General features: G+C 70.9%; 11 protein-coding genes. 7 read left to right on the top strand and 4 right to left on the bottom strand.

Annotated features, from left to right (window positions below; genetic code table 11):
• Positions 1 to 143: 143 nt before the first annotated feature.
• A complete protein-coding gene (locus tag AB0M11_RS39620) occupies positions 144 to 1,511 on the bottom strand; it encodes a cation:dicarboxylase symporter family transporter (protein ID WP_365713512.1) in 1,368 nt (455 codons plus the stop codon).
• Positions 1,512 to 1,662: 151 nt separating this feature from the next.
• Here AB0M11_RS39620 and AB0M11_RS39615 point away from each other — a divergent pair, with 151 nt between their 5' ends.
• The 3 genes from AB0M11_RS39615 (at position 1,663) to AB0M11_RS39605 (ending at position 4,861) form a co-directional block, all read left to right on the top strand.
• Positions 1,663 to 3,285, top strand: a complete 1,623-nt coding sequence (locus AB0M11_RS39615) for a sensor histidine kinase (protein ID WP_365713510.1) — start codon at positions 1,663 to 1,665, stop codon at positions 3,283 to 3,285.
• Positions 3,285 to 3,968 carry a response regulator gene (locus AB0M11_RS39610; protein WP_365713508.1) on the top strand — a complete coding sequence of 228 codons (684 nt, stop codon included), beginning with the start codon at positions 3,285 to 3,287 and terminating at the stop codon, positions 3,966 to 3,968. The genes AB0M11_RS39615 and AB0M11_RS39610 overlap by 1 nt, the downstream gene beginning before the upstream one ends.
• A 179-nt stretch (positions 3,969 to 4,147) precedes the next feature.
• The gene (locus tag AB0M11_RS39605; protein WP_365713506.1) at positions 4,148 to 4,861 is read left to right on the top strand and encodes a helix-turn-helix transcriptional regulator; all 714 of its coding nucleotides are present in this window, start codon (positions 4,148 to 4,150) and stop codon (positions 4,859 to 4,861) included.
• 63 nt (positions 4,862 to 4,924) lie between these two features.
• Here AB0M11_RS39605 and AB0M11_RS39600 read toward each other — a convergent pair whose 3' ends face one another.
• Entirely contained in the window at positions 4,925 to 5,950 is a 1,026-nt protein-coding gene (locus tag AB0M11_RS39600; RefSeq protein ID WP_365713504.1) for an ATP-dependent 6-phosphofructokinase, read from the bottom strand.
• A gap of 194 nt (positions 5,951 to 6,144) precedes the next feature.
• Between AB0M11_RS39600 and pta the strand changes: the two genes are divergently transcribed.
• The 3 genes from pta to pyk all read left to right on the top strand — a co-directional run bounded on the left by pta (position 6,145) and on the right by pyk (position 10,992).
• A complete protein-coding gene (pta, locus tag AB0M11_RS39595) occupies positions 6,145 to 8,259 on the top strand; it encodes a phosphate acetyltransferase (RefSeq protein WP_365713502.1) in 2,115 nt (704 codons plus the stop codon).
• Positions 8,256 to 9,491: an acetate kinase gene (locus AB0M11_RS39590; protein WP_365713500.1), complete on the top strand. Its 1,236-nt coding sequence runs from the start codon at positions 8,256 to 8,258 to the stop codon at positions 9,489 to 9,491. The genes pta and AB0M11_RS39590 overlap by 4 nt, the downstream gene beginning before the upstream one ends.
• 73 nt (positions 9,492 to 9,564) lie before the next feature.
• Positions 9,565 to 10,992, top strand: coding sequence for a pyruvate kinase (pyk, locus tag AB0M11_RS39585; RefSeq protein ID WP_365713498.1), 1,428 nt, complete (start codon positions 9,565 to 9,567; stop codon positions 10,990 to 10,992).
• Positions 10,993 to 11,071: 79 nt separating this feature from the next.
• On the opposite strand, the gene AB0M11_RS39580 is transcribed toward pyk, so the two are convergent.
• The gene (locus AB0M11_RS39580) at positions 11,072 to 11,629 is read right to left on the bottom strand and encodes a hypothetical protein (RefSeq protein ID WP_365713496.1); all 558 of its coding nucleotides are present in this window, start codon (positions 11,627 to 11,629) and stop codon (positions 11,072 to 11,074) included.
• Positions 11,626 to 12,438, bottom strand: coding sequence for a Hint domain-containing protein (locus tag AB0M11_RS39575; RefSeq protein ID WP_365713495.1), 813 nt, complete (start codon positions 12,436 to 12,438; stop codon positions 11,626 to 11,628). The genes AB0M11_RS39580 and AB0M11_RS39575 overlap by 4 nt, the downstream gene beginning before the upstream one ends.
• A 103-nt stretch (positions 12,439 to 12,541) precedes the next feature.
• Between AB0M11_RS39575 and AB0M11_RS39570 the strand changes: the two genes are divergently transcribed.
• Positions 12,542 to 12,679: a hypothetical protein gene (locus AB0M11_RS39570; protein ID WP_365713493.1), complete on the top strand. Its 138-nt coding sequence runs from the start codon at positions 12,542 to 12,544 to the stop codon at positions 12,677 to 12,679.
• The last annotated feature ends 96 nt before the right edge of the window (positions 12,680 to 12,775 follow it).

Genomic DNA, 12,775 nt, shown 5'->3' with positions numbered 1-12,775 from the left:
AGATCGTCCGTTCCGGCTTCGGCAAGACGGCGCTGCGGTACATGGACCAGCCGTCCAAGGACGGGAGCCCGGGTTCAGGCCGGGCCGGACGTCCGGCGGCTTCATGGATGCTGCGGAGCAGCGCCCCCTGCCGCCCCTGCCGCTCAGGCCTTCGTCAGCTCCTCGCGCTGCTCGGGAAGCTCGGGCGCGACCACCGGCTCCCCGTCGTCCAGCAGCGTCTTCTCGTCGAACGGCAGCTCACCCGCGAGCACCTGCCGCACCCGCGCCTGGTCGATCTCCTTGGTCCAGGTGCCGATCAGGACGGTGGCGACCGCGTTGCCGGCGAAGTTGGTCAGCGCGCGGGCCTCGCTCATGAACCGGTCGATGCCGACGATCAGGCCGACGCCGTCCACCAGCGCGGGCTTGTGCGACTGCAGGCCGCCGGCCAGCGTGGCGAGACCGGCGCCGCTGACGCCCGCCGCGCCCTTCGAGGCCAGCAGCAGGAAGAGGAGCAGCGGGATCTGCTCGCCGACCGACATCGGCGTACCGAGGGCGTCGGCGATGTACAGCGACGCCATGGTCATGTAGATCATGGTGCCGTCGAGGTTGAAGGAGTACCCGGTCGGCACGGTGATGCCGACGACCGGCTTGCTGACGCCCAGGTGCTCCATCTTCGCGATGAGCCGCGGCAGCGCGGACTCGGAGGAGGAGGTGGACAGGATCAGCAGGAACTCGCGCGCGAGGTACTTGAAGAGGGCGAGGATGTTGAGCCCGGAGACGACCCGGAGCACCGCGCCGAGCACCACGAAGACGAACAGCGCGCAGGTGATGTAGAAGCCGAGCATCAGCACGGCGAGGCTCTTGAGCGCGTCGAGCCCGGCGGACCCGACCACCGCGGCGATCGCACCGAACGCACCGATCGGCGCGGCCCACATGATCATGCCCAGGATGCGGAAGACGAGCCGCTGGATGTGCTCGACGCCCCGCAGCACCGGCTGTCCGGCGGACCCCATGGCCTGCAGCGCGAACCCGGCGAGCAGCGCGATCAGCAGCGTCTGCAGCACCTGGCCCTCGGTGAAGGCGGAGACGAACGTGGTCGGGATGATCGACAGCACGAAGTCGACGGGACCGAGCGCCTCGGAGTCCACCTGGGCGTGTCCGGTGGCCTTGAGGGCGTTGGTGATGTGCAGCCCGTCACCGGGGTGCAGGATGTTGCCCACCACCAGGCCGATGGTGAGCGCCACCAGCGACATCACCAGGAAGTAGCCGAGCGCGATGCCACCGACGGCACCGACCTTGGCGGCCTTCCGCACGGACCCGATCCCGAGCACGATCGTGCAGAAGATGATCGGCGAGATCATCATCTTGATGAGGTTGACGAAACCGGTACCGAGGGGCTTGAGCTGCACCCCCGCGTCGGGCCAGATGAGGCCGACCGCGATACCGAGGGCGACCGCGGCGATCACCGCGATGTACAGGTAGTGGGTGCGGTCTCTCTTCACGGCGGATGGTGCCGTAGGCGTCGTCGTCACGGCTCGCCTCCTTGACGTCTTCGTCGGTACGACCGGCGTGCGGCTCACGTCCGGGGAGTGTGGGGGATGCCGTGACTATCTCCCGGTCTGTGAGGGCGGTCACCCTTCCGTTCATTGAGTTCACGCCCGGCCCGGGAGGCACACTGCTGACATGCGTTTTCCGTCCGTCCCCCGCCCTCGCAGCCTGGCCGGCCAGCTGTTCGCCATGCAGGCCGTGCTGATAGCGGTCGTGGTCGCCGGTTACGCGCTGTTCACGTACGTCAGCGACCGCCACCAGGCCGAGGAGGCGGCGACCCGGCAGGCCACGGCGGTGGCCCGGTCGGTGGCCGACGCCCCCTCGGTCCGCGCGGCCATCCACACCGCGGACCCCTCGGCAAAGCTGCAGCCGTACGCCCTCCAGGTGATGCGGGACACGGAGGTCGACTTCGTCACGATCATGACCCCGGACGGCATCCGCTGGACCCACCCCGACCGGAACCAGATCGGCAGGCACTACCTCGGCCACATCGAGGCGGCCCAGCTGGGCCACACCTACAGCGAGACCTACAAGGGCACCCTCGGCGACTCCGTGCGCACGGTCACCCCGGTGGAGGAGAACAACCGGGTGATCGGCCTGGTGAGCGCCGGCATCAAGGTGGAGGCGATCAGCGAGCGGGCCCAGGAGCAGGTGACGGCGCTGCTGGGGGTCGCGGCGGGCGCGCTGCTGCTGGGCGCGCTGGGCACGTACGTGATCAACGCGCGCCTGCGCCGCCACACCCACGGCATGAACGCGGCCGAGCTGAGCCACATGCACGACTACCACCAGGCGGCGCTGCACGCGGTGCGCGAGGGGCTGCTGATGCTGGACGGACAGTACAGGGTGGCGCTGATCAACGACGGGGGGCGGGAGCTGCTGGGCGTGCACCCGGAGGGGGACGTGATCGGCCGCTCGGTGGCCGCGCTGGGCCTGCCGGCTCCGCTCACCGGCGCACTGCTCTCCTCGGAGCCGCGGGTGGACGAGGTACACCTGACGGCGGACCGGGTGCTGGTGGTGAACACGTCCCCGGTGTCGGGCGGTGAGCGCCGCGGCACGGTGGTCACGCTCCGGGACGTCACCGAACTCCAGTCGCTCATGGGCGAGTTGGACTCGGAACGCGGCTTCACGCAGGCGCTGCGCTCGCAGGCGCACGAGGCGGCGAACCGCCTGCACACGGTGGTGTCGCTGATCGAACTGGGCCGGGCGGCGGAGGCGGTCGACTTCGCGACGGCGGAGCTGGAGCTGGCGCAGGCGCTGACGGACCAGGTGGTGGCCGCGGTCAGCGAACCGGTCCTGGCCGCGCTGCTGCTGGGCAAGACCGCGCAGGCGAACGAGCGGGGCGTGGAGCTGGTGGTCTCGGACGAGAGCCGGCTGGATGACGGTTTGCTACCGGAGAGCCTGTCGGCGCGCGATCTGGTCACCATCCTCGGCAACCTGATCGACAACGCGGTGGACGCGGCTCAGGGGACGGCCGGGGCACGGGTGACGGTGACCGCGTACGCGGAGGAAGCCGAGTTGGTGATGCGGGTGACGGACACGGGTGCGGGGGTGGACCCCGCCCACGCGGAGCTGGTCTTCCAGCGCGGTTTCTCGACGAAGCCGGCCGGACCGGGCGGCCGGGGCCTCGGCCTGGCCCTGGTCCGCCAGGCGGTGGTACGGCTGGACGGCACCCTGACGGTGACGGAGGCTCCTCAGGGCGGTGCGGTGTTCGAGGTACGGCTGCCGTTGCGGGCGTCAGTGGCGAGGGGTGGCGCGTGATGGCCGGGGAGCCGATCCGCGTCCTGGTCGTCGAGGACGATCCGGTGGCGGCGGACGCGCACGTGATGTACGTGGGCCGGGTGCCGGGGTTCGTGGCGGTGGGCAAGGCGCACACGGGCGCGGAGGCGCGGCGGATCCTGGACCGCACGCCGGTGGACCTGCTCCTGCTGGACCTGCACCTGCCGGACGTGCACGGCCTGCAGCTGGCCCGGTCGCTGCGGGCGGCCGGGCATCAGGCCGACGTCATAGCGGTGACGTCGGCGCGCGATCTGGCGGTGGTGCGGGAGGGCGTCTCCCTGGGTGTCGTCCAGTACGTCCTGAAGCCGTTCACCTTCGCGACGCTGCGGGACCGGCTGACCCGGTACTCGGAGTTCCGCGCGGCGGTCGGCGAGGCGAGCGGCCAGGACGAGGTGGACCGGGCACTGGCCGCCCTGCGCGCCCCGTCACCGGCGGCCCTCCCCAAGGGCCTGAGCGCGCCCACGCTGGAACGGGTCACGGTCGCGCTGCGGGAGGCGGAGCAGGGACTGACCGCGGCGGCGCTGGCCGAGAGCGTGGGCATCTCCCGGATCACGGCCCGGCGGTACCTGGAACACCTGGTGGAGGCGGGCCGGGCGGGCCGAAGCCCGCTGTACGGACAGGTGGGGCGGCCTGAGCTGGTCTATCGGTGGGGGCGGGGGCGGTGAGGGCGGCGGCCCGGGCCCTGTGCTGGTGACGCGCCGGTTGGGAGGTGGTTTCGCGCTCGGGGGCGGCGTCAAGGGATGAACAGGTCGGCCGTACGGTCGAGTCCGTGCGCTCACACCATCCGTGTTCCTGGCCGAACGGACCGTAGTCAATTGCCCCGGGCACCCGTACCTTGTCGGCTGTGCGCCGACCCCCAGCTCTGCCGAACCAGCCAGGTCCCCCCTTCAACGCCCCCGCCGCCCGCAGCATCCGCGCCGCTCTCGGCATGGGGCCCGAGCAGGTGGCCCACGACCTGCGGGCGTCCTACGGGCTGCCGTACGTCACGCCGGATCTCGTGCGTGCCTGGGAGCAGGGTGCGACGAACCCGACCAGCCCCGAACTCATCGCTCTCGCGGGGGCGTTGTGGTGCACCCCGGGCGACCTGACCGACCGCCCGCGCACCCTGCGCGAGCACCGGATCGCCCGGGGGCTGGCCCCGGAGGACGTGGCACCGGCGGTCGGCCTCGACCTCGGCGCCTATCTCGCGATGGAGGAGGACGAGGGGTGGCAGGGCACGCAGCGGCAGTCCGCCCTCCTCGCCGACACGCTCCGCCTGTCCCTGCCGGACTTCGTCACCGTCACCGGCAAGGAGGAGAGACTGGCGGAGCTGCTGCGCAACGCGGTCACCACGCGCTGGCAGGCCTGCGTCCGCCAGGTGAGCAAGCTGCTCCCCCTCGACAAACGCCTGATCGAGGACACCCTGCGCGAACTGCACGAGGACTACCAGGGCCGTATGACCGCAGCCCTGGCCTGGGGGAACATCCCGACGGCCGATGCAGCCGAGACCAGGGGAAGGGATTTCCTGACGGAGATCGTCGGCCACTTCTGGAACAAGGTGGAGGACAAGCGCCCCTGAGGGGCGCGAGGAACGGCGCGAGCGACCGCCTGCACACGCGCAGCCCGAAACGGAACCCCAGCCCTAGAACACGGACTCGGCCTCGTCCATCCGGTCCTTCGGCACCGTCTTCAACTCGGTCACCGCCTCCGCGAGCGGCACCATCTCGATGTCCGTCCCCCGCAGCGCGGTCATCTTCCCGAAGTCGCCCCGGTGCGCCGCCTCCACCGCGTGCCACCCGAACCGCGTCGCGAGGACGCGGTCGTACGCCGTCGGCGTGCCGCCCCGCTGGACGTGCCCGAGGATGACCGGCTTGGCCTCCTTGCCGAGCCTGCGCTCCAGTTCGTACGCCAGGGCCGTGCCGATGCCCTGGAAGCGCTCGTGGCCGTACTGGTCGATCTCGCCCTTGCCGTAGTCCATCGTGCCCTCGGCGGGATGGGCGCCCTCCGCCACGCACACCACGGCGAACTTCTTGCCGCGGGCGAACCGCTCCTCGACCATCTTGACCAGGTCGGCGGGGTCGAAGGGCCGCTCGGGCAGGCAGATGCCGTGGGCGCCGGCGGCCATCCCGGACTCCAGGGCGATCCAGCCGGCGTGCCGGCCCATCACCTCGACGACCATCACCCGCTGGTGGGACTCGGCGGTCGTCTTGAGGCGGTCCATCGCCTCCGTGGCGACACCGACCGCCGTGTCGAAGCCGAAGGTGCGGTCCGTGGACGAGATGTCGTTGTCGATGGTCTTCGGGACGCCGACGACCGGCAGGCCCGCGTCCGACAGCATGCGCGCCGCGGTCAGCGTGCCCTCGCCGCCGATCGGGATCAGCGCGTCGATGCCGAACTCCTCGACCATGTCGGTGGCCCGCTCGCAGGCCTCGCGCAGCCGGTCCCGCTCCAGTCGCGAGGAGCCGAGGATCGTGCCGCCGCGGGCCAGGATGCCGCCGACCGCGTCCAGGTCGAGGGGGACGTAGTGGCCGTCGAGCAGCCCCCGGAAGCCGTCCTCGAAACCGATGACCTCGTCGTCGTACTGGGCGACAGCCCGATGTACCACCGATCGGATGACGGCGTTCAGGCCGGGGCAGTCGCCGCCTGCGGTGAGAACTCCGATGCGCATGGTGGTGTGTCTCCTGCTCGCTGTCGTTGCCGGTGAGCCGATCCGATTGTTTCATGCCGCGCCCGGCACCGACGATTCCGCGACGGGCGTCATAACCAGGCCCAGGGGTATTGTCAAGAGGGTTCCGCTCACCCCGGTGGGCGATTTTTGTACCCGCTTTTTCTGACACGGCGAGGACGGAACGGAGTGCACACGTGACGCGCAGCGTGTACGTGACCGGGATCGACCGCGGCGACGGCCGCCAGGTGGTCGAGCTGGGCGTGATGGAGCTGCTGACCCGGCAGGTCGACCGGGTCGGGGTGTTCCGGCCCCTCGTCCACGACGATCCCGACCGTCTCTTCGAACTGCTACGGGCGCGGTACCGCCTCTCCCAGGACCCGGCGACCGTCTACGGCATGGACTACCACGAGGCCTCGGCGCTCCAGGCCGAGCGCGGCGCCGACGAACTGGTCGCCACCCTTGTGGACCGCTTCCACCTGGTCGCCCGCGACTACGACGTCGTCCTCGTCCTGGGGACCGACTTCGCCGACAGCCAGTTCGCCGACGAGCTGTCCCTCAACGCCCGGCTCGCCAACGAGTTCGGCGCCTCCGTGATCCCGGTGGTCGGGGGCCGCGACCAGAGCGCGGAGTCGGTGCTCGCGGAGACGTGGAACGCCTTCCGGGCCTACGACGGGCTCGGCTGCGACGTGCTGGCGATGATCGCCAACCGGGTCGCCCGCGAGGACCGGGACCAGCTGGCCGAGCGGATCGACGGGAAGCTGCCGGTGCCGGTGTACGTGCTGCCGGACGAGCCCGCGCTCTCCGCGCCGACGGTCGCCCAGATCACCCACGCGCTCGGTGCGAAGGTGCTGCTCGGCGACGACTCGGGGCTCGCCCGGGACGCGCTGGACTTCGTGTTCGGCGGTGCGATGCTGCCGAACTTCCTGCCCGCCCTGACCCCGGGCTGCCTGGTCGTGACGCCCGGCGACCGCGCCGACCTGGTCGTCGGCTCGCTGGCCGCGCACAGCGCCGGCACCCCGCCGATAGCCGGTGTGCTGCTCACCCTGAACGAGCGGCCCAGCGACGAGATCCTCACCCTCGCCGCCCGCCTCGCCCCGGGCACCCCGGTCATCTCGGTGCCCGGCAACAGCTTCCCGACCGCCGCCCAGCTGTTCTCCCTGGAGGGCAGGCTGAACGCGGCCACCCCGCGCAAGGCGGAGACCGCGCTCGGCCTGTTCGAGCGGTACGTCGACACCGCCGGCCTCAACAAGCGGGTCTCGGCGCCGAGCACCGGCCGGCTCACCCCGATGATGTTCGAGCACAAGCTCCTGGAGCAGGCGCGTGCGGACAAGCGCCGGGTGGTGCTGCCGGAGGGGACCGAGGCGCGGGTGCTGCACGCGGCGGAGGTGCTGCTGCGCCGGGGGGTGTGTGACATCACCCTGCTCGGCCCCGTCGACCAGATCCGCAAGAAGGCCGCCGACCTGGGTGTCGACCTCGGCGACGCCCAGCTGATCGACCCGGCCACCTCCCCGCTGCGCGACGGCTTCGCCGAGCGGTACGCCCTGCTCCGCGCCCACCGCGGGGTGACCGTGGAGCTGGCCTACGACGTGGTCTCCGACGTCAACTACTTCGGCACCCTGATGGTGCAGGAGGGTCTCGCGGACGGCATGGTCTCCGGGTCGGTGCACTCCACGGCGGCGACCATCCGTCCGGCCTTCGAGATCATCAAGACCACGCCGGGGTCGTCGATCGTCTCGTCCGTCTTCTTCATGTGCCTCGCGGACAAGGTGCTGGTATACGGCGACTGCGCGGTCAACCCCGACCCGAACGCCGAGCAGCTCGCCGACATCGCGGTCCAGTCGGCCGTCACCGCCGCCCGGTTCGGCGTGGAGCCGCGGATCGCGATGCTGTCGTACTCCACGGGCACCTCGGGTTCGGGGGCGGACGTGGACAAGGTGCGGGAGGCGACCGAGCTGGCCCGCGCCCGCCGGCCGGACCTGAAGATCGAGGGGCCGATCCAGTACGACGCGGCCGTGGAGCCGTCCGTGGCCGCCACCAAGCTGCCGGGCTCGGAGGTCGCCGGGCAGGCCAGCGTGCTGATCTTCCCGGACCTGAACACCGGCAACAACACCTACAAGGCCGTGCAGCGGTCGGCCGGCGCGATCGCGGTCGGGCCGGTGCTGCAGGGGCTGCGCAAGCCCGTCAACGACCTGTCCCGGGGCGCACTCGTCCAGGACATCGTCAACACCGTCGCCATCACGGCGATCCAGGCCCAGAGTCCGGCCGTGTCCCCGGCCGCGGCCCCGAGCGAGAAGGCAACCGCCCAGTGACCCCCAGTGCGACCCGTGTCCTCGTCCTCAACTCCGGCTCCTCGTCGGTGAAGTACCAGCTGCTGGACATGCGGGACAGCAGCCGGCTGGCGGTCGGGCTGGTCGAGCGCATCGGCGAACAGACCTCCCGGCTCCGGCACACCTGCCTCGGCAGCGGGGACACCCGCGAACAGGACGGCCCGATCGCCGACCACGAGGCCGCCCTGAAGGCCGTGGCGGAGGAGCTGACGCGGGACGGGCTGGGGCTGGACTCGCCGGAGCTGGCCGCGATCGGGCACCGGGTGGTGCACGGCGGGATGTTCTTCACCGAGCCGACGGTGATCGACGACGCGGTGCTCGCCGAGATCGAACGGCTGATCCCGGTCGCCCCGCTGCACAACCCGGCCAACCTGACCGGCATCCGCACGGCGCGGGCGCTGCGCCCGGACCTGCCGCAGGTGGCGGTCTTCGACACGGCGTTCCACACGACGATGCCGGAGTCGGCGGCGCGTTACGCGATCGACCCGAAGATCGCGGACCGGTACCGGATCCGCCGCTACGGCTTCCACGGCACCTCGCACGCGTACGTGTCCCGGGCGACCGCGCGGCTGCTGGGAAGGACACCCGAAGAGGTGAACGTGATCGTGCTGCACCTCGGCAACGGCGCGTCCGCGTCGGCCGTCGAGGGCGGCCGGTGCGTGGACACCTCCATGGGGCTGACGCCCTTGGAGGGGCTGGTGATGGGCACCCGTTCCGGCGATCTGGACCCGGCCGTCATTTTCCATTTGACGCGGGTTGGCGGAATGTCCATGGACGAGATCGACACTCTTCTCAACAAGAGGAGTGGTCTGTTCGGTCTGTGCGGTGACAACGACATGCGGGAGATCCGGCGCCGGATCGACGAGGGCGACGACGAGGCGCGGCTCGCCTTCGACATCTACATTCACCGCCTGAAGAAGTACATCGGCGCGTACTGCGCCGTCCTCGGCCGGGTGGACGCGGTGGCCTTCACGGCGGGCGTCGGCGAGAACGCGGCCCCGGTGCGCGCGGCCGCCGTGGCGGGCCTGGAGCAGCTGGGTCTCGCGGTCGACCCGGAGCTGAACGCCGTACGGGCGGACGAGCCACGTCTGATATCCCCCGCCGGGGCGCGGGTCGCGGTCGCGGTGGTGCCGACGGACGAGGAACTGGAGATCGCGACCCAGACGTACGCGCTCGTCGGTACCGGATCGGGACCGGGCGGAATTAACAGCTGAGCACATTAGCGCCCATTTGTATCTTCCACCAGACGGAATATTCCGTAGCGAAACAAACCGATAGGATCGCCCCATGCGCCGTTCGAAAATCGTCTGTACTCTCGGCCCCGCGGTCGACACCCACGAGATGCTCGTCGCCATGATCGAGGCGGGTATGAACGTGGCCCGGTTCAACTTCAGCCACGGCTCCCACGCCGAGCACCAGGGGCGGTACGACCGCGTCCGGGCCGCCGCCAAGGAGACCGGCCGTGCCATCGGCGTCCTCGCCGACCTGCAGGGCCCGAAGATCCGCCTGGAGACCTTCGCCGAGGGACCGGTGGAGCTGGAGCGCGGTGACGAGTTCGTCATCACGACCGAGGACGTCCCGGGCGACAAGACCATCTGCGGTACCACCTACAAGGGCCTGCCGGGCGACGTCTCGCGCGGCGACCAGATCCTCATCAACGACGGCAACGTCGAGTTGAAGGTCGTGGACGTCGAGGGTCCGCGGGTGCGGACGATCGTCATCGAGGGCGGTGTCGTCTCCGACCACAAGGGCATCAACCTGCCCGGTGCGGCCGTCAACGTGCCCGCGCTCAGCGAGAAGGACATCGAGGACCTGCGGTTCGCGCTGCGCATGGGCTGCGACCTGGTCGCGCTGTCCTTCGTCCGGGACGCCAAGGACGTCGACGACGTCCACCGGATCATGGACGAGGAGGGCCGCCGGGTCCCCGTCATCGCCAAGGTGGAGAAGCCGCAGGCGGTGCAGAACATGGAGGACGTCGTGATGGCGTTCGACGGTGTGATGGTGGCCCGTGGCGACCTCGCCGTCGAGTACCCGCTGGAGCGGGTCCCCATGGTGCAGAAGCGCCTGATCGAGCTGTGCCGGCGCAACGCCAAGCCGGTGATCGTGGCGACCCAGATGATGGAGTCGATGATCACCAACTCGCGCCCGACCCGCGCCGAGGCCTCCGACGTGGCCAACGCGATCCTGGACGGCGCCGACGCGGTCATGCTGTCCGCCGAGTCCAGCGTGGGCGCGTACCCGGTGGAGACCGTCAAGACGATGTCGAAGATCGTCTCGGCGGCCGAGCAGGAGCTGCTCAGCAAGGGCCTGCAGCCGCTCGTCCCGGGCAAGAAGCCGCGCACGCAGGGTGGTTCGGTGGCCCGCGCGGCCTGCGAGATCGCCGACTTCCTCGGCGGCCGGGGCCTGGTGGCCTTCACCCAGTCCGGTGACACGGCCCGCCGTCTCTCCCGCTACCGTGCGCAGCAGCCGATCATCGCCTTCACCACCGACGAGAACACCCGCAACCAGCTCACCCTCAGCTGGGGCGTGGAGTCGCACGTGGTGCCGTTCGTGAACACCACGGACGAGATGGTCGACATGGTCGACCAGGAGATCGCGAAGATCAGCCGCTTCAACCCGGGCGACACCGTCATCATCACGGCCGGCTCGCCCCCCGGCGTCGCCGGCACCACCAACATGCTCCGCGTCCACCACATCGGCGGCATCAACAAGTGACGCCCCGATAAGGGACCTTGCACGACACCGAGGGCGCCTCCTGTGGCAGGGGGCGCCCTCGGCTGCTCTCGCCGCCGGGTTACGGCAGGCTGTCGGCGATCCGCTCCCACGCCTCGAACTCGCCCCGCCGCGGGTGGTCCGCCAGCAGCGGCGCCACCGCTCGGGCGGGTCCGAGCAGCCGGCGGACCATGCGCAGGGAGAGCACCTGCGCGCGGTCCAGCTCCCGCCAGCGCGGGGCGAGCGCGGCGGCCGTGTCCGGGTCCGTCGGCATGGCGTCGAGGGCCCGGTCGAGAATCGGGCCCGGTTGCAGCAGGGGGACGTCCGGTGCCGAGCCGGTCTCCGTAAGCTCCTTCAGCAGGGAGGCCCTGAGCCAGAGATCGCGCAACAGCCATTCGTTGTGCTGCACACCGGTCGCGCGCTCGGCGGCGGCCAGCAGGGCGGGCCACGCCTCGGCGACCGCCCGCCACTGGTCACCGGTGAGCCGGGCCGGGTCCTGCTGGATGCGGGCGGCGAACATCTGCGCGGCGCCGATCCACTCGCTCACCGCGCCGTCGGTGCGCAGCGCTTCCGGTGCCGACCAGCGACGCGCGTGCGCGTCCAGGTCCAGCCTGTCGAGTCCGTCGAAGAGACCACTCATCCGAAGTGCACCCCGGCCGCCTCGAACATCTCCTTGCCCAGCTGTTCCGCTCCGCCGCCGGGTGCCCAGAACGGGTCGCCCGGCTTGAAGAAGTGGCCGCTGTGGCTGTCGATGCGCAGACCGAAGTACTGGCCGTTCCCGCCGGCGATCTCGGCCTCGCCCGCGGCCCGCACCGCCGCGCCTCCGCTCAGCACCGGGTGGGAGAGCTCCCGCCCCTGCACCATCTTCGGCATGATCACCAGGTCCCCGTCCTGCAGCACGGCCCACTTGATGGGCTCGCCGTCCATGTCGATGTACTTGTCCCAGTCCGCGGTGCCCGGTTTCGCCGGACGCACGCCCAGCCGTTCGGCCAGTGCGAGTTCCTCGTCGAGCGTGGCGGACATCGTGTTGGGCCACAGTGTGCAGGCGTTGTGCACCAGTACGCGCGGTCCGCCGACGAAGTAGGTGTGATCACCTTCCACCTCGAAGTTGAACACCTGGGTGCGGACCGGGGCCCGCCGGACCGACCTGACGGGCGCGTCGGTGCCGTCCAGGGTGCGCAGCCGGTCCCCGGGGTGCAGCGACTCGGCCCCCGTCCACCCCTTCCCGGTCACCCAGAAGGGGTGCTCCGGAGTGGCCCGTACGGTTTCCCCGCCGATGTCCACGGAGACCAGGGCGTCGGTGGTGCGCTGGGTCACCCCGACGACGCGCCGCAGGCGGCGCTGTCCGGTCTCGGGGTTCTCGGACCAGACCCTTTCGCCCGCCCTCACCTCTTCGATCGGTTTGCTGCCGTGCTCGGTGGCCACCTTGGTCCCGGCCGGGAAACACATCGAGTTGAGGGCCTGTCAGCCCACCTGGCCGCCGGAGTGGGTGCCCACGCAGTCGCTTGATCGCGTTCCACTTGGCGGCGGCGGAGGCCGGGGCGACGCCACGGTGGCGCGCTCCGAGGCCGGCCTCGCGGGCGCCGACACGATCCGCGCCGCCGGCCACGCCTACGCCACCGCCCAGACCGCCGCGGCCGCCCGTGACTCCGCGGCCCGGGTGGTCAAGCCCGGAGGTTGGTGTGAATGATTTGACGTGCTCCCTGGCCTAAAGTCCAGGGATTCCAGCCTGGGTCGTCTGACCCTTCCGGGGGCTTCCTGCTTCACCGCGCTGTGCGGGCACGTG

Origin of the sequence: Streptomyces sp. NPDC051987 (genome assembly GCF_040680735.1) — a bacterium.
Taxonomy (GTDB): domain Bacteria; phylum Actinomycetota; class Actinomycetes; order Streptomycetales; family Streptomycetaceae; genus Streptomyces.
The sequence above is the reverse complement of the archived record's forward strand: the minus strand, read 5'-3'. Positions and strand labels throughout refer to the sequence as shown.

Coding starts and splice junctions, on each gene's coding strand:
- AB0M11_RS39615 (WP_365713510.1), top strand. CDS start 1,663: ATGCGTTTTCCGTCCGTCCCCCGCCCTCGCAGCCTGGCCGGCCAGCTG.
- AB0M11_RS39610 (WP_365713508.1), top strand. CDS start 3,285: ATGGCCGGGGAGCCGATCCGCGTCCTGGTCGTCGAGGACGATCCGGTG.
- AB0M11_RS39600 (WP_365713504.1), bottom strand. CDS start 5,950: ATGCGCATCGGAGTTCTCACCGCAGGCGGCGACTGCCCCGGCCTGAAC.
- pyk (WP_365713498.1), top strand. CDS start 9,565: ATGCGCCGTTCGAAAATCGTCTGTACTCTCGGCCCCGCGGTCGACACC.
- AB0M11_RS39580 (WP_365713496.1), bottom strand. CDS start 11,629: ATGAGTGGTCTCTTCGACGGACTCGACAGGCTGGACCTGGACGCGCAC.
- AB0M11_RS39575 (WP_365713495.1), bottom strand. CDS start 12,438: ATGTGTTTCCCGGCCGGGACCAAGGTGGCCACCGAGCACGGCAGCAAA.